Raw genomic sequence first — 22,267 nt, 5'->3', positions numbered from 1 at the left:
AAGTAAAGCACTAAGGCAGCCTGATCTCATTTTGTTGCCTAGAATATCAACGAAAAAAGCAAAACTATCAGAACGCCAATTATTTGAATTAGCATTCAAAAATTAATATTACTTTCAAATGCTATTAGTCTTTGTAAAACTCATTTATCGTCTCTTTAGTTGATTGTCACATGATTGTTTTTTCATTTGGTATCTTGAAAATAAGTTTATGCTTTGTCGTCGAAGTTTAATTCATGCCTAACATATGCTTTACAAATTCGCTGCGATCCAGAGTAACTGATTCAGGACTTTTCCCCGGCACGACCGACAGAGACACCATCGGATGTCGGTAAGGGTTCTTACAATAGCTATATCAATAGTATTGATATTTTAACTAGTGTGGTATCAGTTAATAGAAACAATACTATTGATTTTTAGATAGCTCGCCCAGTAATGAGCTTTCGCTCCACATCGTTTACTTCATGCTGAATTATTCGTTGATTGGGAAATTCGAAGGAAACAGTGCTCGTTTCGCTTCTTCATCACGTTCGGTTTTAAACTCAATGCCTTTGCCGATTTCGCGAGCACGCAGTGCAGCAGGGCGAGTGTTGATTGCGTTAAACCAGCGCTTCAAGTTCGGGTAAGGTTCTAAGCCTTCTTCACCAAGCACGACAGGTGCTTTATCAATCCAGCCCCATGCAGCGACATCGACAATCGTGTACTCATTTCCGACGATAAACTCACGACCTTCCATATGCTTCTCTAACACTTCGTAGTGACGTTGTGCTTCACGTAGGTATCGGTTCACAGCGTAGTCTAAGCCTGCTGGTGCAGCATGGCGGAAGTGTACCGATTGGCCTGAATATGGACCAAGGCCACTCGCGATAAACATCATCCAAGAGAGTAGTTCAGCTCTGTCTTCTGGCTGACCGCCAAGCTTGCCTGTTTTCTCTGAGAGATACAGAAGGATAGCGTTAGAGTCGAATACACGTTGTCCTTCATCTTCAATCGCAGGCGTTTTGCCATTTGGATTGATTAAACGATATTCCGGTGAATGCTGCTCACCCTTTAAGGTATCGACAGGAACAAGTTCAAAATCTAGGCCTGTCTCTTCCAAAAACAGAGCGATCTTCATTGGGTTTGGTGTTTGGTGAAAATAGAACTTAAGCATGGGGTAACTCCTTGTATTGGTCATTTATTAAAGCACCACTTGAACGATCGTTCAATGGTTGATTTTGAATTATTTGAAGATCTTCTGACTCGCATTCCAACTCTATGTGTTGAAGACCTCGTTATTTGAGCGAGGGGTAAAATCGCGCGATTCAGTGTGTTGGATTTTAAGTTGTTGAAAAAATGAGCTTAAAGTGGTTTTTTTGATTCGTTGCTTTATGCGGAGTTCGGATTTGTGATGGGTGGTTTTTGGCGGGATAGGGCGTATGAAATCCGCAGTCAGATATTCCAACAAAAACGTTGAGCACTGGTTCAAACCAGAATTATCTGGATGCACAGGCTTATTGGTAAGTTCAAAATCGTGATCTGCTGCCACACCTTATGCAACAAATGAATATAAACGTTAGAGATTAAGGTGTGCTTCACGGTTTTTTAATCTTAGGGACTTACATTGGTGAGCAAATCTGATGTGAACACTTAACGACACAGGATCTTTTCATGAAAAAGAACATTATCGCCCTCGCTCTTGGTGGCATGCTGGCTTTTGGCGCAACACCTTATTCTTTTGCTGCTAACGACGGCGCAGTACAGGCTTCTGCGGATTACGCGCAGTTGGTGACTAAGCGACAAGTTGTCGACCAATTACTTCTTGATGCGTTGCAGGCGTTTAAGTCTCCGGCAAGAATTTCTCACGCGGGCTTTACGGCTAAAATGCCAAGCAACATGGAAATTGTGACTAACCGATTGTTAGAAGCTTACCAACTAGAACCTTACCGTACTGACTTGCTTATCTCGGCAGCGAACGCTCAGATCTACAACAAGAATGCAGAGCGCGCTATTGAGCTGTTTGAACAAGCGCTGACGGTTGCACCAGACGATGTTGATCTTCACGCTTATCTTGCGGTTTGGCAGCGATTTGAAGGCAATGAAAGTGAATCTAATAAGCACATGGAGAAACTGAAAAGCCTGAACAAAGGTAAAGCAGAAGACATCAAACGCATTTTTGCTACGGTCGACCGCGTGTTAGAAACACCGTTGAAAGAGTCTGCGGATAAAGGCTTGCTTGATGATCATGGCGCAATTGTTACATTGGGCTACGCGCTTAACCCAGACGGCTCAATGCATCAGATCTTGATTGAGCGTCTTGAGACGACATTGGCGATGGCTAAAGCGAATCCGGATGCGATGATCGTGTTAACGGGTGGCGTGCCGAAGAACCACAAGACTGAAGGCAAGTTGATGGCGGACTGGCTTATCGATAAAGGGGTAAGCAAAGATCGCATCATTGAAGAAAACTATGCGACTAGCACGGTTGGCAATGCCTTGTTCAGTAGCTACGCACTTGCTCGCCATGATATTAAGCACGCGACCATTATTAGCTCGGCAAGCCATGTTCGTCGTGGTCAAACTCTGTTTGAAATCGCTAGCTGGCAAACCGGCCCTCAGGGCATTACTTTTGATACGGTTTCTTACCCAGACAAGCCACTCGCAGATCTTAAGAAGGCGAGTGATGGTGAGCTACTAGGTATCTACCGAGATGCGCTTAGAACCTATGGTATGTGGAGCTACCGCTCTTACCCACTAGAGTCTCGCTAGGCTTAGGGTTACTTCACAGTAGGCAAAGTATAAGTTGCTAGTACAATCGAGCACAGCTAGATGGTATGCTGTGCTCCTACTTAATTTAGTGTTTCAAAGGCAAAAAAATGAACCCGATTTTAGCAATGTTGAAAGAGAACAATATTAGCGACGAGCAGATCAGCGAGCTATTCAAGACGTTGACCGAGAACCCTCTTGCAGCAATGGCGACGATCAGCCAACTTGGCTTACCACAAGATAAACTTCAAATGCTGATGGGCCAGGTAATGCAAAACCCTGCGCTAATCAAAGAAGCAGTTGAAGAGCTTGGCCTAGATTTTTCTAAGGTTGAAGCCGCTAAAGAGCAACTTCAAAAATAACCGAGTGTGATATAGCGATTGAGCTCATGAGCGATAGCTGGTTTGGCTAACTGTTCTTGGCAGCGCTAATTAGACTCTAGTAAAAAGCCGTTTGAGCATTGTGATTGATGCTTGAGCGGCTTTTTTGATCGCCATTAGAATGGGTTAGGGTACTAACAAATGCCAACTCGATGTGACTCACTTGTTCAAATCATGTACTTTCGTGTTTTAACTCGTTCTGAACCGATCTACTCCGGCGTTGATTATGAAATCTAGCTTAAGCATTCGATCTTACACCAAGCAATTTAATACTCATGCCCATGATGGCTACCATCAACTCGTGCTGCCTATTCAAGGGAGTATTAGTATTGAAATGGTGGGATATGTCGGCAAGGTGGCCGTGGGCGAATGCGTGGTGATTCCGGTAACCACAGCGCATGCGTTTAAGGCGGATGAAGCAGCGCGGTTTATTGTCGCAGATATGGCAGAGTTACCGCAGCACTTGTTAGAGCATGAGCTCTCGGTGTTTACTATCACGCCACCCTTAATGAGCTTCTTGCTGTTTGTTGAAAAGCAGTTGGAATACCAAGTGGACAGTGGCATTGAATCATCCATCTTGGATGTGTTTTCACTGTTATTAGAGCAACAAAAAGTCAGCAAGAGCATCGACCCTCGTATTCGAGCGGTCCAAAGGCTCATTGCGGATAATTACGCCCAGCCTCTCTCTATTTCTCAGCTTGCAGAAACGGCTTGCTTGAGCCCCACTCAATTTAAGAAGCGCTTTAAAGAGTGCATTGGAATCAGTGCGCTTAAGTACATCACTCGCTATCGTATGGAGAAAGCTCAAGCCTTGCTTAGCCATACCGATTTACCCGTTCAATTGGTCGCAGAAAATGTGGGTTATAGTGACTTGTCTGCATTCAGTCGACGCTTCTCTCAGCACTTTGGCATGTCTCCAAGGGCGTTTTTGGGCTCGATGAAAGAGAGTCTTCCAAAACAAGAATAGCGTCCTTTTGGCAAACTCAACTTAGTATATGTTCACTATTATCTATTTCAGAAATGAAAATAGACTAGGTAATAGAAATGAATCTTGCCATCAATCGCGTTAACGAATTCCAAACGGGCACTTTAGCCATCGTGTTTGCTTCTGTTTTATGGGGCACGACAGGCACCGCCGCAAGCTTTGCGCCTGATCTCAGCCCATTAGCGATTGGTGCTTTTTCAATGGGCGTCGGCGGCTTAATGCAAGCAGTCTTGGCGTATCGAAAGATCTTATCTTCACTTGATAAGCTTTTGCTCAACAAAAAGTTGTTAGCGGCGAGTGCGCTGGCTTTGGCGATCTATCCTCTGGCTTTTTACTCTTCGATGAAGTTATCGGGTGTCGCAATGGGCACAGTGGTGTCGATAGCTACTGCTCCTTTCTTTTCTGCACTTTTAGAGTGTCTTATTAGCAAAAAGAATAATATCAACAAACGTTGGTTAACGAGCTTTGCCATTGGCGTGGTTGGTATTGGGCTACTGGTATTTTCAGAATCATCATCAGCGAATGATTCTGGTGACGATCTGAAGCTTTTGGGCATTGGATTAGGGTTGATTGCTGGGTTGTGTTACGCCATTTATTCATGGGCGACAAAAGCTCTGATAGACGAAGGCATTAAGTCGCAAGCAGCGATGGGCAGCATATTTGGGCTAGGAGCGATGTTGCTACTGCCAACGCTTTGGTTTACGGGGGATAACTTGTTCGCATCGAATACCAATATATTGGTGGTGAGTTACTTGGTGTTACTTCCTCAATGTTTAGGCTATATCGCTTTCAGTTTTGGGCTACGCCATGTCACAGCGAGTAGCGCCAACTTGATTACCTTACTTGAGCCAGTTGTTGCCGCCGTGTTGGCCGTGTGTATTGTGGGTGAGCTTATTCCATTGGTTGGATGGCTAGGTATGTTCTTGATAGTGATGTGTTTATTCATCCAATCTCAGCCAACTAAAAAGCCATTATAAGTATTTGTTAAAACGGGATTAATTGAATTAAATTCATGCGTGATTCTTATAATTGAATAAAATGAGTATCTCAGTTGCGAGAGTGCTGTTACTATCGTTATCAATAGTCGGGGGGCATATACCTTAGTTGGTGTTTGCTGAGATCGTTATTCGAGACCCGTTGAACCTGATTCAGTTAACACTGGCGTAGGGAACTATGATTACTTTGCCTACGTGGTTCAACAATGATCTCTCATTGCTTTCACCTCCACACTCTCTTTGCGGCCAAAGTTCGGTTCTCTTACGTCTTTTAGACAGTAGGAGCGACCATGACACAGCATTCCAATTCTCAAGTATCACCTAACAGCACTCAAACACCAGAAAACCAATCTTCTTCGATCAATACTCCGATTGTTTTGACCATTGCGGGTTCTGACAGTGGTGGTGGCGCGGGCATTCAAGCTGATATTAAAGCCATGTCTGCAACGGGTAGCTTCGCTTGTTCGGTAATTACCGCGATTACATCTCAGAACACCCAAGGCGTGTCCGCTATATTTCCAATCCCACTAGAGCATGTCGCTAGTCAGTTAGATGCAGTGTTTACCGATTTGAATATCGTGGCGGTAAAAGTCGGCATGTTGGCGGATTCGCAAATCATCAAAGTCGTCGCGGACAAAATCAAACAATACCAACCTAAACACCTAGTGATTGACCCTGTCATGGTGGCGACAAGTGGCGACCTTCTTTTAGAAAACTCGGCGATCACCACGCTAAAACAAGAACTGATTCCGCTCGCAGACATCATTACGCCTAACTTGCCGGAAGGCGCAGCACTAACGGGCAAAGCTGTGCCTGAAAGCGAAGCCGAAATGCAGGATATGATTGAAGACCTGCGTGCACTAGGTGCTAAAGCCGTTCTTCTCAAAGGCGGTCATTTAGAGAAGGATGAGAACAGTAACGACTTACTGATTCTGCCAACCACGTCTGCTTTGATTAGTGCGAAGCGTTTTCCTACCAAAAACACCCACGGTACGGGTTGTACGCTTTCATCTGCTATTGCTTCTTTCTTAGCGCAAGGCAACACGCTGTCAGAGGCTGTTGAGCTAGGCAAACAATACATTTCGCGCGCGATTGCTCATGCTGATGAGTTGCAAGTCGGCCAAGGTCATGGGCCCGTAAATCACTTCTTCGCTGGGCACGGGAATGTCCGTTAATACGGTGGGTGTTCAGCTCAGCAATGCCTCTTTACGTTATAACGACAGTGAGCACGCAACCTTATCGGGATTGTCGCTTAGCTTAAACGCAGGTAAGTGGACGGTATTGCTAGGTCGAAGTGGCTGCGGGAAAACCACGGTATTGCGTTATCTGGCAGGCTTGTTGGACGACAAGGTGGAGTGGCAGGGAACATTGACAACCTCTGATGAATTGCCTTTAACGGATCGCATCGCTTACATGGCGCAGCAGGATTTGTTACTGCCGTGGCTGTCGGTTATCGACAATGTATGTCTGAGTCATCGTTTTCAAAATTCAGCTTCTGACAAAGCACTGCAAACCAATCAAGCACTCGAGTTGCTCGCTGCGGTTGGTTTGGCTGATTATGCGAATGCGATGCCGGATCAGTTGTCTGGTGGTATGCGTCAACGTGTCGCTTTGGCTCGAACTTTAATGCAAGACAAGCCAGTGGTGCTGATGGATGAGCCGTTCTCTGCGCTGGATGCGGTAACGAGACACAAACTACAGAGCTTAGCGTGTGAGCTGTTGAGATATAAAACCGTTGTGTTGATCACCCATGACCCACAAGAAGCGGTGCGTTTGGCGGACAATTTGTATGTGTTGCAAGGCACACCGGCGAACGCTCAGTCTTTATCTGTGCCTCTCACTGCCACACCAAGAGTGTTAGATGGTGAATGTGCTGAGTTACAACAAGCGATCTTAGATCAGTTGGAGCGTGATTATGAATGATCTAACGCGAAGCGAAGCTACTGATAGCTCCAAGATAGAAAACTCAATGGAAGAAAGTTCAACTAACACACAGATCACGACTAAGCGCCCTCGTCAGATGAATCCCGTTATGCGTTTGCTGATCAGCAGTGCTGTGATTCTCGGTTTATGGCAAATGGTGGTCGTTATCTTCGAGATGCCGAGCTTCATTCTGCCAGCGCCTGCAGAAGTCTTTATTAAGCTAATCGAACGTTACGATGTGTTACTCAAGCACACTTGGGTGACTGCGCAGGAGATCTTACTTGGGCTGCTACTCGGTTTGTCGATGGGGCTGTTTTTCGCCTTGCAGATGTTGATGTTCGAACCACTAAAACGCTGGCTGTTACCTATCTTAATTGCCAGCCAAGCGATTCCTGTGTTTGCGATTGCTCCAGTATTGATGTTGTGGCTTGGCTATGGCATCGCCTCAAAAGTGGTGATGGCGGCGATCATTATCTTCTTCCCTGTGACGACTTGTTGTTACGACGGCTTACGTAATACTCCGACAGGTTATCTCGATCTTGCCAAGACGATGGGTGCATCGAAGTGGCAATTGCTACGTCATATCCAACTTCCTGCCGCACTGCCAACCTTAGCGTCTGGCATTCGTGTGGCTGTGGTGATTGCGCCAATTGGAGCGGTTGTCGGCGAGTGGGTTGGTTCGAGTGAGGGGCTGGGTTACTTAATGCTGCAGGCCAACGCGCGCATGATCATCGATGAGATGTTTGCTGCCTTGTTCATCTTGGCGGTGCTGTCTATCTCGCTCTACTTCGTTACAGATAAATTACTCAAAAAAGCTATCCCTTGGGAAAACCAATGATGGCTTCGCTCAACATAAGAATAATATTCAAGAGGAAAGGTTAACCGTGAAAAATACAAAATTGATAGGTGCAGTGGCACTGCTTGCTTCATTGGTTTCAGGTCATGCTCTAGCGGACTCTGAACAGAAGAAACTGACGCTGATGTTGGATTGGTTTGTGAACCCGAACCATGGTCCGATTGTGATCGCTCAAGAGCGTGGCTACTTTGCTGACCAAGGCTTAGACATTGAAATTCAAGAACCAGCAGACCCAAGCACACCTGCAAAACTGGTTGCTGCAGGTAAGGTTGATTTAGCGGTAACTTACCAACCAAGCTTAACCATGGATGTGGCGGCGGGTCTTCCTTTAGTTCGTGCATCAACCCTTATCGCGACGCCACTGAACACACTAATGGTACTGGATAACGGCAAGAACGATTCGCTAGCGGATCTTAAAGGTAAAAAAATCGGTATTGCGATTGCTGGCAACGAAGAAGCGACTATCGGTACTATGTTAGCGCAAGAAAACGTTGCTTTTACAGATGTGCAAACCATCAATGTCGGTTGGGCACTTTCATCTTCATTGGCATCGGGTAAGGTAGACGCAATCTGGGGTGGCTTGCGTAACTTCGAAACTAACCAATTAGCACTTGAAGGTTTTAAAGCTAAGGCATTCTTCCCTGAAGAGCACGGTGTGCCCGCTTACGACGAGCTTATCTTTGTTGCGAACGCAAAGAAACACGACGACGAAGCAATCAAAGCCTTCAACAAAGCATTGGAACAAGCAACGACTTACATTGTGAACCACCCACAAGAGTCATGGAGTGAGTTTGTGGCGTATTCACCAGATACGTTGAATAACGAGCTTAACCAACGCGCATGGAACGACACATTGACTCGCTTTGCACTTCGCCCTTCTGCTGTAGATATGAAGCGTTACGACGATTACGCACAGTTCATGTTCGACAAAGGCATCATCAAATCACTACCAAAAGCCGCTGATTACGTACCGACTTTTGACTAAGGAATCTCATGAAATACCAAGACTTAATTCAAGCCTGTCAACAAGATTGGCAAGACTACACTGAACATGATTTTGTTAAAACGTTGGCAAACGGCACTCTTGCTCAGCCGTGTTTTCTGCATTATTTGAAACAAGATTTTCTGTTCTTGAAGCAATATGCTCGAGCTTATGCGTTGGCGATTTACAAGGCGAAAGCCTTGGCTGATATGCGTCGTGCACTGCCAAGTGTTCATGCTCTGCTAGATTCTGAAATCTCTCACCACGTGACTTACTGTGGTCAGTGGGGTTTAACCGAATCTGACCTAGAAAACGAACCGGAAGATTTCGGTACAGTTGCTTACACGCGCTACGTTCTGGATGCAGGCATGACGGGTGATCTTGTTGACTTATATGCAGCACTGGCTCCGTGTTCCATTGGTTACGCTGTGATCGGTAAAGCGCTGTTAGAAAGCAGTGAAACTGTTTTGGAAGGCAATCCATACGCAAGCTGGCTGCAACTGTATGGCAGTGAAGAGTTCCAGTCTGGCGTAGCAACGGGCGCGGAATACTTCAACCAGCTGCTTGCTGAAATTGATATCAACAGCGAACGCGGTCAGAACATCGTTCATATCTTCAAAACCGCAACGCGTATGGAAGTGGCTTTTTGGCAGCAAGGGCTGAACGCTCTTAATGATTCAACAGCGGCTTAAAAGCGACTTTCACGAATAAGGATTTACCCATGCTTACTGAACAAATTATTCAATCGCTACGCGCAGTACGAGAGCAAAAACCACTGGTGGTGAACATCACCAACTACGTCGTGATGAACAACACGGCCAATGCATTATTGGGGATTGGCGCTTCGCCTATCATGGCGCACTCACAACAAGAACTGGCTGAGATGATGTCATTCTCTGGCGCTTTGGTGATCAACATTGGCACGCTTGATAGTGTGTGGACGCCAAGAATGCGCTTTGCGGTTGAACAAGCGAATGCGAACAGCAAGGTTGTGGTGCTTGATCCTGTGGGTTGTGGCGCAAGTACGCTGCGTACCGAGACTTCTCGTGAACTCGCACGTTTAGCGGATAAATTGATCATTCGTGGTAACGCGTCTGAGATTATCGCGTTAGCGGGCGAGCAGGCGCAGAGCAAAGGCGTTGATGCGCTAGATAGCAGTGATGCCGCACTAGGCGCAGCGCAATGCTTAGTCGCTGAATACGGTGCGAATGTGGTGATTTCTGGTGAGACGGATTACGTTGTCACTCAAGACAGCGTTGTGACGTTAAACAATGGCCACCCAATGATGCCGTATGTGACGGGCATGGGTTGTACGCTAACAGCGCTGACGGGAGCTTTCGCTGCAGTCGGTGATGACAGTGGTTTGGCTGCTGCAGCTGTGTTGGGTGTGGTTGGCGAAATCGCGGCTGAGAACTCACGCGGCCCAGGTAGCTTGCAGATGAACTTACTCGATGAGCTGTATCAGCTAGATGAAGAGACACTGATTCAACGTTTGAAGATTCAGTAGATTCAATCTAGATCTGCATTCGTAGCTTATTAAAAAGCCCTCAACACATATGTGTTGAGGGCTTTTCTATTATTGCTTCAAAACCGTATTAACTATCTCGTCGCGTTAGCTATCCCGTTATATGAGAAATTGGCTTCGTTAGGTTCTAAATCGATTTACTTGGCTCTCTAGATGATGAGCAACCTCGGTTAAGTCACTCGCGGCACCAGAAATGCTGCTGACTGACTCTTGGTTACTTTGTGCGATGGTGTTTGCACCTTGTGCATTCTCACCCAATGATTTGGTCAGACAATCTTGCTCATCGACAGATACTGCGATCTGGCTGTTGGCCTGATTCAAATCTTGGATGTGTTGGTTAATCACATGCAGGTTCTGAGAGGCTTGTTGTGCCTGAGTCGAAGCATCTGAAACCGTGCTGTGGCTCTCTTTGATCGACTCTAACGCATCTTTAGCGCCACGCTGTAACGAGGTGATGAGTTCGTCAATCTGGCTCGCAGAATCTTGAGTACGCTTAGCTAGCGTTCTCACTTCATCGGCTACCACGGCAAACCCACGGCCTTGCTCACCCGCACGTGCGGCTTCAATGGCAGCGTTCAATGCCAATAGGTTGGTTTGTTCAGAAACGCCTTTAATTACTTCAAGAATGGCACCAATGTTCATCGACTCTTTGTGTAGGTCCGTCACTTTCTGGCTGCTGACCTGCATGCTTTCATCGGCGCTGCCAATTTCATGCAGTGTTTTGTCTACTTCTTTGAGTCCCATCGCGACATTCTCGGTTGCTTGGTTTGCAACTTGAGACGCGTGGTTAGCACTTGCCGCAATTTCTGATGTGCTCGAAGCCAATTGATCAACGGCAGAAGAGATATTGATCATTTCACTGTTCAATTGTGTTGCGTTGGTCGAGCTGTTATTGGTTACTTGATTAAGAGATTCGGACATCTCACCAATGCGCACGCTAGAACGGTTCACTTGACCAACAATATCGCGCAGAGATTCAATCGTAATCTCCATGTTAGTCAGCAGTTCACCAATCTCATTCTTGCTCTCAATGTTCACTTCAACATTTAAGTTGCCTTGAGAAAGCTCATTGGTGATCTGTTTAACCTGTGCGATGCCCTTGGTAATAGAACGAGTCACCAAAACGGCGCTCGTCATGCCAATAACTAAAGCGACACCCGTTAGCAAGATGATGATTTGAACTGAACGTTTTTCACTGGCTTGCAGTACTGGCGTGAGTGCTTGTTTCTGCTGCTCGAGAATACTTTGAGCATCCGCTACCGCGATAGCTAAGCTGTCACCAATAGAGGCAAGGCTAGCGGTTCTTTGCGTGTTCTCAATCATTTGTTGATGAACTTGCTCAAAGCCTTTTGCATACGCTTCGCGCTGATTCGAGAAGTCTTCAATCAGTTCACTTTGATAAGGCGATGATTTGAGAGATTCAATGTCGCCTTCAATACCTGGTAGCGCGTATTCAAAGATATCTTTACCCGCTTCATAGGTTTTAAGATCATTGTTGTTTGAATAACTGAGTACGGTGATCTTGGCTGCGAGGAAATTCTCCATCAACATGCCCGCGTATAAGCTCGCGTTTGGATCATTGTTATTGTAAGACTCATACAACAAACTCTGAGCAGCTTTCAGTGCGTTGGTTTCTCGTTGGACCATCTCAACGTTGACCAGTTGGTCTATGAGAAGCTCACTCTGTTTCATTGAACCATAAGCCACATCAAACGCCGCCACATTGTCTTGCACTAATTGCAGGCTAGCTAGGCTATCGGTTTTGGTGGTGGATTGGATTAAGTTGTTGAGCAGTTCATCAATCGCAAGTTTGCTTGATTGATAATTCGTTTCGTACTGTTCATCCAATGACTCTAAGTAACGTTCAGAAGCTAAACGCATCTGAAGAAAGTGCACTTGAATGTTGCTTGATAATGTCGCTTTTTGGCTGAGCTCACTGTATTGGCTAAAGCCGTTCGACAAGGTTTGGATACCTTTGTAACTCACAAAGCCTGAAATGACGAAAAAGAGCAAGCAGATGGCATAACCCAGCTTGATCTTGAGCGCTATAGAAAGGTGGCGCATAACTATCCCTATATTTACCTGATTCCTTCACCTCGGAGTATTTCATAAAACAGCGTTCTGGGCATGCTTGAAGTGAATACTTTGTGTAATAAGTAACGCTTTAGTTAAAAGATTCAGGTTTTTCGGCATGCTTTCAACGAGTTGCGTATTCGATGGTGCGTGTGTAATTGAGCTAATTTAGTATTAACTTCCATGCACATGATGCGATTTGTCGGTAAAATAGTACAACGCCAATTTTAGACATCGACTCCAAAGGTACGATATGAACCCTTATAAGCTCTATTTAGTAACGGATGACCAGCAAGATTTAGAAACGCTTAAGTTTGTGGTTGAACAAGCGGTCGCGGGTGGCGTCACTATGGTTCAAGTAAGAGAGAAACATGGGGATGTAAGAGCCTTCATTGAACGAGCACAAGCCGTAAAGTCGATTTTGGTTGGCTCAGGTGTTCCGCTGATCATCAATGACCGAGTGGACGTTGCATTGGCTGTCGACGCCGATGGTTTGCACTTAGGGCAATCGGATATGCCTGCAGAGTTAGCACGTCAGTTGATTGGTCCGGATAAGATTCTTGGGCTATCGATTGAAACTGAGCAGCAGCTACAAGATTCCGATAGCTTGCCGATCGATTACATTGGCCTCAGTGCGCTTTTTGCCACACCGACCAAGACGAATCTAAAGAAACATTGGGGTTATGAAGGCATTCAAATGGCTTTGGAGACAACGAAGTTGCCGATTGTGGGTATCGGTGGAATTAACGAGTCGAACATTCCGCAGTTGGTCAAGACAGGCATTCATGGGTTGGCTTTGGTGTCTGCGATATGTCACGCTGAAAGCCCAAAACAAGCGACGCAGGATTTGTTGTCTCTAATGGGAGAGTGAAGGGGTGATAGACTAGAAAACAAATGAGGTTAACCATTTGTTTTCTAGTTAAAGAACAGGCTCATAGAAAGGCTAAATTGGCCTATCGCTTGAGCTTTTAAGGTTATCGACTGAGCTTCTAAGACAATCTATTAAGAGCGCCATGCTGTTTGTGGAACATGAAGTTTTTATTAATCCTGAAAGCGTCTATTGAATACACAGTTTGATCTACTGAGCACACAGAGCAATAGTGCCGATGATCATAATAACGATCGCGGCATACCAGCCGTATTGTGCGGTCTTATCAGCAACAAACACCTTAATATAGTTGAGCTCTTCATGCGCCATTGCGATGAAGTCTGTGTAGTTAATCGATAACTCACGGCTGGCTTCTTTCAAGTCTTGCTGAAGTTTGTTGAAAGCCTCATCGATGAAACCTTTTGTTTCTGAAACAGACGGAGTAGCAACCAAAGTTAAGCTATTCCAAACTGCCATACGTGATTCATATTCGCTTTCACTGACACAATTAAGTACGCGTAAATCATACTCTCGTTTGTTACGCTCTTTGCCCATTTTCTCAGGGCAAATATTTCTTAAAACGTTCACGACAAATTTTCCAAAAGGTTCATTTAGATATAAAAAAGCACTCGAAGAGGGCTCATAAACTGGGTGCGAATCAATATTCAAAAGTGATCTATTTGAAGCTTTCACAAGTGGTTGCAGGGCAGGGGCACTTATGTGGGAGATTTGAAGTTGGGTCAGTGGTGTTAAAGAGCGATTTGGGTTTGTCGATATCAGTTTGATAAGACAAACCCTTTGGGATCGCATACTAGTTATGTCACTTTGGGATATCAACTAGGGTGTTTTATCCACACGACAAAGAAAATTATCGGCACGAAAAGCGGAAATGAGGTAGTGCTGGAGAAAACACCACCGTTATTGACTTAGGATTCAGTTGCTGAAATAGGCTGAACTCAAGAATTGGGGGAGGCTAGTTGGCTTGCCATTGATTGTTCTCTAATGAGTGGCCTTTTAGTTTTTCAAGTAAACTTGTTAACACTGGCCCATTGATGTGGCTGCGAGACACCAAACAACCCACTGGAGTAATCCAACCACCATGCTCGTGTGAGACAGGTAACGCCACAAGTACGCCTTTTTGAATGCCTTCCATCACCATCATTTCAGGCACATTTGCCCAGCCAACGTTCTGTTCAACGAGATCGATGATCGTTTTGTGGTTGTTGGCATACCAAAGCATCGAGCTAATACCGTAGGTGAACCACAGTTCGCGCTGCTTTGAACTGCGATGCACACATTGGCGATAGCGCTTTAGGTCTGAGTCTTGTACAACGGACATGCGACTCAGTTCGTGAGTGGCAGAGCTAACAGTTAGGAAACGCGCTTGGCCCAGCAAAAAGAAATCCATATCGACCTTCAGTTCGCCATCCGCGTAGATGATGCCAATCTGTGCTTTTCCTCGTCTTACTAGGTCTTCAACATCAAAGGTTGAGGTGGTAATGATATCGAAGTGTGTGATTGGAAATTGATCGGCGAGTGAGCTGATTATCTTAATGAAGTTCTTATCTATGATGCTTTCATCAACCGCAATGATCAGTTCGTGCTCATCTTCTTGGGTCAGCGATTCTACTTTTTGATCGAAGTACTTTTGCTGGTCAAGAATGGACTTAGCCACAGGCAATAACGCTTTACCTTTGCTGGTTAAAACGGGGATGTTTTTCTCTCGGTTAAACAGCTCTTGGTCAATGGCAATTTCGAGGTTGGCTATCGATTGGCTTACCCCAGACTGAGCTCGTTTCAGTTTGCGAGCGGCGGCAGAGAAAGAGCCACTTTCACACACCGTGACGAAGACTTTTAGTTGCTCAAAACTGTACATGTTATCTCTCGCTCAATACCAAAGGGAGTAATAACTCCTAGGCTATCACTATTCGTGATGGCTGTTAACTTTCTCTTATTATTTCAGGTGACATAATCTCGACCAATCCAACACGTAATAGATTATTTAGAGGAATGTATGAGTACGTTAGAAAGAGTGTTCCACTCGGTGTTGTTTGAAGTATTGGCCGTCACACTGTCAATTATAGGTTTAGCGATATTTACTGATCACGATGTGAATGCTTTATCAGGAACCATGATAGTTGTTGCGACTATCGCGATGATTTGGAACTACTGTTTTAACCGTATTTTTGATCGTTATTTCACGGGTGAAAAATCTAAGCGTTCACTGAAATTGCGCATTTTTCACGTGGTGCTGTTCGAAGCGGGCCTGTTGATAGCGACTATCCCGGTGATGGCTTACTTACTTAATGTGGGTATATGGCAGGCGTTCTTGATGGATATCGGCGTGACCATTTTTATCACCATTTACGCGTTTGTATTCAACCTGATTTACGATCATGTTCGAGCATTCTGGGTACGTAGAGGGGAGCTAGCCGTTCAGTAATCTACCAAGTCAGTAAACACGAGCTTGGCCACTAACCGTTTGTTTATTCGTTATTTTGACGGAGATATTCGGTTAGTAGGCCTAGGTAACCCGGCACTGGTTGGCATTCAAAGTGGCGGTCTCGAATCTTTTCAATCTCTTCCGCTTAATAGTTAGTGTAACCCTATGCACTTATTGTTCGATATGTAATTTGAATTTGTATGTGTCGTAAAATGGTAAATATCTTAATTAAAACTTAGCCATCATAGTCATTCGCCCATCACCAGAGCAAACTATGAACAAGTTAAGTTATGACCGAAAAATGCCGCTATACGTGGTGTCTGCACTTGTCCTCAATATGGCATTTAGCTTGTGGTTGCTGAGTATTGCTTCTACGCCAGCCATGTTTTTTTCGGTGTGTGCGTTGTTTTTACTTAGCACTCTTATTACCGCACGCCTTTATCGACATGAAATGGCTCAAAGCAAGAATAACTTGTCGGAAGCGATCATTGATGGTGTCGCAGGTTTTATTGTCCTCGATAGTCAATTGAGGGTCATACAAGTGAATCAACAATTCTCTCGGGTTTCAGGTTATGCCTTTGACCAAGTCGAATCTCGTCCGATTTCTGATCTCTGTTTTATGAATAACAGCAGCCTAATCACGACCATTACTCGCTCACTGAAGGAAAACCAGAGATGGAAAGGTGAGTTGAGTGGCGTCAGTCGACTTGGTGAGCAGTTTACCGTAAACGTTGTGGTGGAAAAGCTAACTGAAATTCTGCCGCACAATAACAAGTACGTGGTGACCTTTACGGATATTAGCCGACGCAAGATATTGGAGCGTCGATTAAGAATGCTGGTGGAAACGGATTCACTGACAGGGTGCTGGAATCGACGCCGCTTTGATAACGACTTAAAACATTATTCTAACCTGGCAGAGCGTTATGGTTACACACATTCCTGTTTTGCGTTAGTGCATGTGTTTTTCCCTGAGCCTAAATCGGCGTTCTCTGGCTTCGCTGCTGCGCCACTCGAAAAGAAACAGCGTTGGTATGCGGCCTTTAGAACGATGATTATCTCCTATCCAGTGGTGTGTTTTTTCTTTATTTTTCAAATATCTGAAGCTTTGCTGACAATGATGTTCATTGCGTTGTTATCGTTGATGATTACGTCAGAGAAGTCGATAAAGTTGAGCGCTTTTCTGGTGATAAGTAACGGTATCGGGGGATTGCTGGCGATTGCTGCTTTTTCAATTCTTTCTATAGTACCCAACATTGTCTTCTATTCTTTGTTTATAGGACTTATTGCCATTCTTATGGCTACCAAGATCTACACGGTTCCCGAAAAAGCACCTATTTTCGCCACTGCATTTAGTACGTTGCTCGTACTTGTTGGTAGCACATTGATGAGCTCCGGTGATATCGATAGCAACACCCTTATACGCATATTCCAATTAGTGTTAATTGGCATATATATGATTTTGGCTTCTCTATTCCTAGAAACACGGAATTGGAAGTTCCTACAAAATCAGCCTTAATTTTGTCTAACAAGGACGTCTCATGAAGTTAACCGATGATTTTTCAAAACAGGCGATAGACGCTGCCATCAAGATCGCAGCGATTGCCATGCTCGTGTATTGGTGTTTTTCGATTTTGCGCCCATTCATTCTTTTGGTGATATGGGGTGCGATCATTGCGACTGCGTTGTATCCAGTGGCGGTCGCCATTTCAAATAAAACCGGGATGTCGAAAGGTAAAGCCAGTGCATTGCTGAGCTTTATTGGTGTGATTCTTCTATTTATTCCTTTGGCGGCGCTTTCTTCTGGTATCTATACCAGCGCGACTGACCTGATGACAGGCCTTCAAGATGGCACATTGTCATTGCCTAAACCGAAAGAGTCCTTACAAAATATTCCATTAATAGGGGAAAAGGTTTATTCAACCTTGGTTGCCGCCTCGAACAATATTGAAGGCACTTTCATAAAGTATGCAGACGAAGTTAAACAGTTCGCGACGAAAGCCGCTTCTGTTCTTGGCTCGTTAGGTGGTGGCTTCATTCAGTTCATTATCTCTACCATCATTGCTGGTGCATTCATGAGCAATGCGGATAAATGCAAAACTGGTGTGACTCACTTAGTGGCGCGTTTAACGGGCGGTAAAGGTGAAGAATTGGTAGAGCTTTCTAAATCGACCGTGCGAAGCGTTGTGCAAGGTGTGATTGGTGTGGCTGTGATTCAATCCATGATGTCGGCAATCGGTTTGGTGATTGCAGGCGTTCCAGCAGCTGCGTTTTGGGCGCTAGCTGTGCTGCTCATTGCGATAATCCAACTTCCACCGATTCTCGCTCTATTACCGGCGATCATCTACATGTTCAGCGTTGAATCGACACTGGTGGCGAGCTTGTTCTTAGTGTGGTGTATTTTGGTGAGCGGCAGTGACGCTATCTTAAAGCCAGTATTGCTGAGCCGTGGCTCTCACATTCCAATGTTGGTAATTCTATTGGGTGCACTGGGCGGAATGGCGATGTCAGGCATCGTCGGTCTGTTTGTCGGTGCTGTGATACTGAGTTTAAGCTATGAGCTGATGATGGCGTGGCTTGGACTTGAAGAGAAAAACCAACAAGAAACTGAGAAAAAACCTGCAGAGGTCGAGGGAAAATAGATGAAGCCAGTCTCTAAAGACGACAACTTCTACTTCTTATTCTATGCACTGTTGGTGTTGTTTCTTGGTTGCGCGGTGATGCAGCAGTTTTATCCGCAAGGCCAGAAAACAATCCTATTTCTTATCATTATTACGTTGGCGAGTTCAATTGCCGGTATTCATAAAGAGCGAGCCTTGTATCGCTCTTGGTATGGGCTGTTATTGATTACGGCGCTCGTGTCTGGCGTGTTTTCATTTTTGGAAGGCTATAACCTGTCGATAGTGACGCTATCGGCGTTGGCTGTGTTCTTGTTTTCACACATTTACTCGGCGTTGAAGCAGGTGATGAAAGCCAAAACGGTGACACCCAATCACATCATCGGCTCCATCTGTATTTACTTGTTGCTAGGGTTTGCTTGGTCGACCATCTACTTGTTAATTTTAGAGATCTTTCCTAATGCCTTTAACGGGTTAGAAGAGCAAGTCTGGCTGACGAACTTGTTTAATGCGATGTACTTTAGCTTTATCACCTTGACTACGGTTGGTTACGGCGACATATCACCAGCTCTGCCTATTGCTCAATTCTTTGTGTTTATGGAATCCATTATCGGCAGCTTTTACTTAGTTATCATGGTGGCGAGTTTGGTGAGCATTCGACTTGCACAGTCTCAATCTTAAGTGCAATCTTTTTCATTTAAGTACCTGTATAAGTTAGAAGTCTGTTTTGTTGGAACAGGTGTAGTATGGATTTTAATCGATGATCAGTTTTACCATTTAACGCCATATGGATTAATAAGTAACCAAAAGATAACGTATTGAGAGAATTTAAGTACGCACCTAGATATAACCTATCAAGTTACCGAAAAAACGAGGTTATATAGTGGTATGATCGCGGGCTCAGCACCATAAGTGATAAAGAATAGGAAACAGAATGACTCACCTTACCGAACAGCAAGAAGCTGCAATGGCGACGTTTAAGGAAAACTTACACCTTCCAAACGGTGGTTTTCATAAACTGATTATCGAGCTAAGTAAGGAGTATCAGTTGCCTTTCCAAAAGGTGCGTGCGGTTTTAAAGAAAGCTCAAAAAGACGTTGAACGACAAATACGAGAAGACTTTACCAGCGTTGATGACACAGTACTGAGCCAAGCGAATTGGGTAAATATCATTAAGTCGAAGCTTGTTGACTTAGCGGAAGATAACCAAACGGTTATGGATAAGCTGCAACAAAATCTGAAGTATCAAAAAGTGTTGTCGGCAACCGAAGGTTCAATCGCAAGCGAAGACGAACGTGACGAGTTGATTGAAGAGTTGATTCAAGCTTATGAGAAAGAGGTGTTCAAACCGTTACTGGCGATGCTGCATACAACGAAGCTGTATTGGAAGTTAATGCTGGTGGATGAGACATGTAAGATGAATGAGGAGAATCGTGAGAAGTTCAGTGATTACCCTCAACACATGCAAGCTGCAGAACACTTATATACTCTTGATCAGAAGTTAAGGTCGATGCCGTTAACTTATTAGTCCATGAATGCACTGATAATGACTCAATGGTGATTCAGAGTTTGATATAAGTTGGTTTCAATAGAAGTACGATAACCTAGCTAGCGTTAGCCGCGTGTGAAATGCAAAAAGGCTAGGTTTCAGATCTGTTTTACTTCTACTCTATTTTGTTCTGCTAGAGCGAATTGAGGGTGACATCTTTTACATCTTTGGGACTAGATGGTGTTTCTTTTGTAGCCTTTGGGAAATGCTATAGGAGTGTGAAATGTCCTAGGGTGTTTCCGTTGCCTGAAACGATAGTTCCGATGCTTTCTCGTTCATTAAATTCAAAGTCGATGAGATAGCTGTGATGTTGTAGCTTGGGCAATATGTGGCGGTGGAGTATATCGCTATTGAGCTGTCGAATCTCGGTGACCCATGAAATCTCTTCTTTGTGTAAATCTATTTTAATCTTGAGCATTTATTACCTTTTAGTTTATTGACTGTTTTTTCGCGTGATAGTTGGTACCAATGGGTTTGTCGTGTTGTTCTGCGTGACATAACTGTGCCTTGTGTTTATTACATTTGTATTTAAGTGCTCGATCTATTCTGACTTCGCTGACAAAAGAGCAAATGACGATAGATCGGTAGTAGGATCGAATTTAAAAGCTATTGAATGACTATCTGGGTGAAAGCTGACGCAGAGATGGTGTAACGAGGGAATCGAGAACTGTCTATGTGGAACTTGGACTTACTTTAGCATTAACAGCTCTATAGATTAGAGCCAGGTGGCGAACTATACGCCTAGTTTTCAAAATTACAACCCTATTTCAATTAAATTCAAAAATATTTTTGGGTGATTTACCATCGGTTACTGAAGGTTAAATGAGCGAAGGTCAGGGATTTGACCATGATATCTGACTGAGTCTTGGCTTTTCAGCTGTTCGTATTCGTTGTCATTAGTGGGTTTAATTGATCAGCTAATTTGGTGATGATTAAGTCTCTGTTGTATATGATCTTTACATTGTAAATTACAATCCATGATTTTGGGGTTCAGCGTTGTAATTACAGGGTTTTTGGGTGCTTTCCCCATCTGTTTTTTTTCTTCAGGTTGATGAGTATTTTCCTCTTCGCGTCTTTTTGATATTTCTGATTCCTAATACCTCTCCTGACTACGCAAAATATGAATACTCACTTTTACATTTCTGAATAATAAAGTTGTTGTATCGCCAATTTAGTGCAAATATAATTGATAATAGTTCTCACTTGCGTTACAAGTTTGTTGTCAATCCAATGACAGACTTTAAATTATCGTTATTTAGCAGTTGTGTACGCCCCATGCTCGTCTATGAGTAATGTGACTTTCATTGTCATGAGTGGTGGTTTGTATCAATGGCAAAGGAAGAAACATGAAGAAAACAATCAATTCAGTTCGCCAGTTATTGAGCGGGCTTGCCATCGTTCTAGCATCATCATTCATGATGACCGCGCATGCGGAAACCGTCACCATTGAGCATGTGAAAGGCACAGCGCAGTTTACTGAAGTACCACAGCGAGTGGTGGTTCTAGGCCACGGTAGCTTAGACGTGCTCGATAAAATTGGTGTACAGCCAGTTGGCGCGCCTCATAGCTTGCTGCCTGATTACCTAGCTTCGTACAAAGATACGACGGCAAATACAGGCTCTTTAAGCGAACCTGATTTTGAAGCTATCTACATGTTGAAGCCTGACATCATCATCGCGGAAAACCGCATGCTTAAGGTTTACGACAAACTGGCACAAATTGCTCCTACTGTCATGTTTTCTATTGAAGGCGACAAGTACTGGGCTGATGCTCAGCAAAACTGGCGTGTGCTAGGCGACATCTTTGGTAAGCAAGCTGAAGTCGAAGCGATCATTAAAGAGACTCAAGCTTCTATCACAGCGGTAAACGACAAAGTAGCGTCTGACGAAACTTCAGCAATGATGCTAATGAACAACGGTAACAACATTGCGATGTTCAACAAAGGCAGCCGTTTCTCAATCATCTTTGATGACTTTGGTTTCGTGGAATCAAAGAGTGCAACCGTGGCTCCGATCAAAGGAACACACGGCAACCTAATCTCTTTTGAATACATTGCTGATGCAAAACCGGAAGTGCTTTACGTGCTTGACCGCGAAAAAGCGATTGGCAAATCAGAAGGTCGCGCTCAACAACTGTTTGATAACCCACTGGTTGCGGCAACACCTGCAGCGCAGCACGGCAATATCGTTTACCTTGATTCAAGTGCTTGGTATCTGGCTGGTGGCGGTGTGACGGCGATTCACAGAATGATTAGTGACATTGAACGTACGATTCAATAGTTACTAACCATCAGATTTTCGGGCTTATAAGAGTGTTCTTATAAGCCCTTTT

General features: G+C 44.5%; 20 protein-coding genes, 3 pseudogenes and 1 riboswitch. Of the genes and pseudogenes, 18 read left to right on the top strand and 5 right to left on the bottom strand.

Translation table 11 applies throughout. The features are described 5' to 3' along the window. Nucleotides 1-469: 469 nt before the first annotated feature. Nucleotides 470-1,150: a glutathione S-transferase family protein gene (locus tag AB4249_RS18900; RefSeq protein WP_017061920.1), complete on the bottom strand. Its 681-nt coding sequence runs from the start codon at nt 1,148-1,150 to the stop codon at nt 470-472. Between the two features lie 497 nt (nt 1,151-1,647). Between AB4249_RS18900 and AB4249_RS18895 the strand changes: the two genes are divergently transcribed. The 10 genes and pseudogenes from AB4249_RS18895 to thiM all read left to right on the top strand — a co-directional run bounded on the left by AB4249_RS18895 (nt 1,648) and on the right by thiM (nt 10,370). Further along, nucleotides 1,648-2,745, top strand: a complete 1,098-nt coding sequence (locus AB4249_RS18895; protein ID WP_372104417.1) for an ElyC/SanA/YdcF family protein — start codon at nt 1,648-1,650, stop codon at nt 2,743-2,745. A 107-nt stretch (nt 2,746-2,852) separates the two neighbouring features. Continuing rightward, on the top strand, nt 2,853-3,104 hold the full coding sequence (locus tag AB4249_RS18890; protein ID WP_004731647.1) for a DUF2999 family protein: 252 nt from the start codon (nt 2,853-2,855) through the stop codon (nt 3,102-3,104). A 244-nt stretch (nt 3,105-3,348) separates the two neighbouring features. Continuing rightward, a complete protein-coding gene (locus AB4249_RS18885; RefSeq protein ID WP_017061918.1) occupies nt 3,349-4,089 on the top strand; it encodes an AraC family transcriptional regulator in 741 nt (246 codons plus the stop codon). 77 nt (nt 4,090-4,166) lie between these two features. Next, nucleotides 4,167-5,084, top strand: a complete 918-nt coding sequence (locus AB4249_RS18880) for a DMT family transporter (RefSeq protein WP_017061917.1) — start codon at nt 4,167-4,169, stop codon at nt 5,082-5,084. Between the two features lie 98 nt (nt 5,085-5,182). Next, a riboswitch (TPP riboswitch) is annotated at nt 5,183-5,294 on the top strand. 98 nt (nt 5,295-5,392) lie between these two features. Further along, nucleotides 5,393-6,277 (top strand): bifunctional hydroxymethylpyrimidine kinase/phosphomethylpyrimidine kinase, encoded by an 885-nt coding sequence (gene thiD, locus AB4249_RS18875; protein WP_017064402.1) that lies wholly within the window; start codon nt 5,393-5,395, stop codon nt 6,275-6,277. Beyond that, nucleotides 6,267-7,025, top strand: a complete 759-nt coding sequence (locus AB4249_RS18870; RefSeq protein WP_372104414.1) for an ABC transporter ATP-binding protein — start codon at nt 6,267-6,269, stop codon at nt 7,023-7,025. Before thiD ends, AB4249_RS18870 begins: the two co-directional genes overlap by 11 nt. Before the next feature lie 103 nt (nt 7,026-7,128). After that, a pseudogene (locus tag AB4249_RS18865) lies at nt 7,129-7,863 on the top strand (ABC transporter permease); the annotation flags it as partial. Between the two features lie 46 nt (nt 7,864-7,909). Then, complete coding sequence (locus AB4249_RS18860; protein WP_108203193.1) at nt 7,910-8,866, top strand: ABC transporter substrate-binding protein; 957 nt, start codon at nt 7,910-7,912, stop codon at nt 8,864-8,866. Nucleotides 8,867-8,874: 8 nt separating this feature from the next. Beyond that, nucleotides 8,875-9,555, top strand: coding sequence for a thiaminase II (tenA, locus tag AB4249_RS18855; RefSeq protein ID WP_372104411.1), 681 nt, complete (start codon nt 8,875-8,877; stop codon nt 9,553-9,555). Between the two features lie 29 nt (nt 9,556-9,584). Further along, nucleotides 9,585-10,370 (top strand): hydroxyethylthiazole kinase, encoded by a 786-nt coding sequence (gene thiM, locus AB4249_RS18850; RefSeq protein ID WP_372104408.1) that lies wholly within the window; start codon nt 9,585-9,587, stop codon nt 10,368-10,370. Nucleotides 10,371-10,508: 138 nt separating this feature from the next. Here the strand turns inward: thiM and AB4249_RS18845 are convergent, their stop codons facing one another. Continuing rightward, a complete protein-coding gene (locus AB4249_RS18845) occupies nt 10,509-12,452 on the bottom strand; it encodes a methyl-accepting chemotaxis protein (protein WP_372104405.1) in 1,944 nt (647 codons plus the stop codon). 262 nt (nt 12,453-12,714) lie between these two features. Here AB4249_RS18845 and thiE point away from each other — a divergent pair, with 262 nt between their 5' ends. Beyond that, nucleotides 12,715-13,332 (top strand): thiamine phosphate synthase, encoded by a 618-nt coding sequence (gene thiE, locus AB4249_RS18840; RefSeq protein WP_372104402.1) that lies wholly within the window; start codon nt 12,715-12,717, stop codon nt 13,330-13,332. A 207-nt stretch (nt 13,333-13,539) separates the two neighbouring features. Here the strand turns inward: thiE and AB4249_RS18835 are convergent, their stop codons facing one another. Both AB4249_RS18835 and AB4249_RS18830 read right to left on the bottom strand, forming a co-directional pair. Next, nucleotides 13,540-13,884 carry a thiamine-phosphate diphosphorylase gene (locus AB4249_RS18835; protein WP_372104454.1) on the bottom strand — a complete coding sequence of 115 codons (345 nt, stop codon included), beginning with the start codon at nt 13,882-13,884 and terminating at the stop codon, nt 13,540-13,542. Between the two features lie 418 nt (nt 13,885-14,302). Then, complete coding sequence (locus AB4249_RS18830; RefSeq protein WP_372104399.1) at nt 14,303-15,205, bottom strand: LysR family transcriptional regulator; 903 nt, start codon at nt 15,203-15,205, stop codon at nt 14,303-14,305. 138 nt (nt 15,206-15,343) lie between these two features. Here AB4249_RS18830 and AB4249_RS18825 point away from each other — a divergent pair, with 138 nt between their 5' ends. The 6 genes and pseudogenes from AB4249_RS18825 to AB4249_RS18800 all read left to right on the top strand — a co-directional run bounded on the left by AB4249_RS18825 (nt 15,344) and on the right by AB4249_RS18800 (nt 19,915). Next, nucleotides 15,344-15,772: a PACE efflux transporter gene (locus tag AB4249_RS18825; RefSeq protein ID WP_017061906.1), complete on the top strand. Its 429-nt coding sequence runs from the start codon at nt 15,344-15,346 to the stop codon at nt 15,770-15,772. 274 nt (nt 15,773-16,046) lie between these two features. Further along, nucleotides 16,047-16,727: pseudogene (locus AB4249_RS18820) on the top strand (PAS domain S-box protein); the annotation flags it as partial. Continuing rightward, a pseudogene (locus AB4249_RS18815) lies at nt 16,716-17,288 on the top strand (hypothetical protein); the annotation flags it as partial. The pseudogenes AB4249_RS18820 and AB4249_RS18815, both read left to right, overlap by 12 nt. 22 nt (nt 17,289-17,310) lie before the next feature. Then, nucleotides 17,311-18,411, top strand: a complete 1,101-nt coding sequence (locus AB4249_RS18810; protein ID WP_372104395.1) for an AI-2E family transporter — start codon at nt 17,311-17,313, stop codon at nt 18,409-18,411. After that, nucleotides 18,412-19,068, top strand: coding sequence for a potassium channel family protein (locus AB4249_RS18805; protein ID WP_372104392.1), 657 nt, complete (start codon nt 18,412-18,414; stop codon nt 19,066-19,068). Nucleotides 19,069-19,321: 253 nt separating this feature from the next. Then, on the top strand, nt 19,322-19,915 hold the full coding sequence (locus tag AB4249_RS18800; protein ID WP_017064416.1) for a hypothetical protein: 594 nt from the start codon (nt 19,322-19,324) through the stop codon (nt 19,913-19,915). A gap of 229 nt (nt 19,916-20,144) precedes the next feature. On the opposite strand, the gene AB4249_RS18795 is transcribed toward AB4249_RS18800, so the two are convergent. Next, the gene (locus AB4249_RS18795; RefSeq protein WP_004731601.1) at nt 20,145-20,354 is read right to left on the bottom strand and encodes a hypothetical protein; all 210 of its coding nucleotides are present in this window, start codon (nt 20,352-20,354) and stop codon (nt 20,145-20,147) included. A gap of 928 nt (nt 20,355-21,282) precedes the next feature. On the opposite strand from AB4249_RS18795, the gene AB4249_RS18790 reads away from it, so the two are divergent. Then, nucleotides 21,283-22,215 (top strand): siderophore ABC transporter substrate-binding protein, encoded by a 933-nt coding sequence (locus AB4249_RS18790; protein WP_017066720.1) that lies wholly within the window; start codon nt 21,283-21,285, stop codon nt 22,213-22,215. Nucleotides 22,216-22,267 lie beyond the last annotated feature (52 nt).

The sequence above is a fragment of the Vibrio sp. 10N.261.55.F4 genome (genome assembly GCF_041470465.1).
GTDB classification, from domain to species: domain Bacteria; phylum Pseudomonadota; class Gammaproteobacteria; order Enterobacterales; family Vibrionaceae; genus Vibrio; species Vibrio crassostreae_C.
Note: the sequence above shows the minus strand (reverse complement) of the source record. Positions and strands in the feature narration are given on the sequence as shown.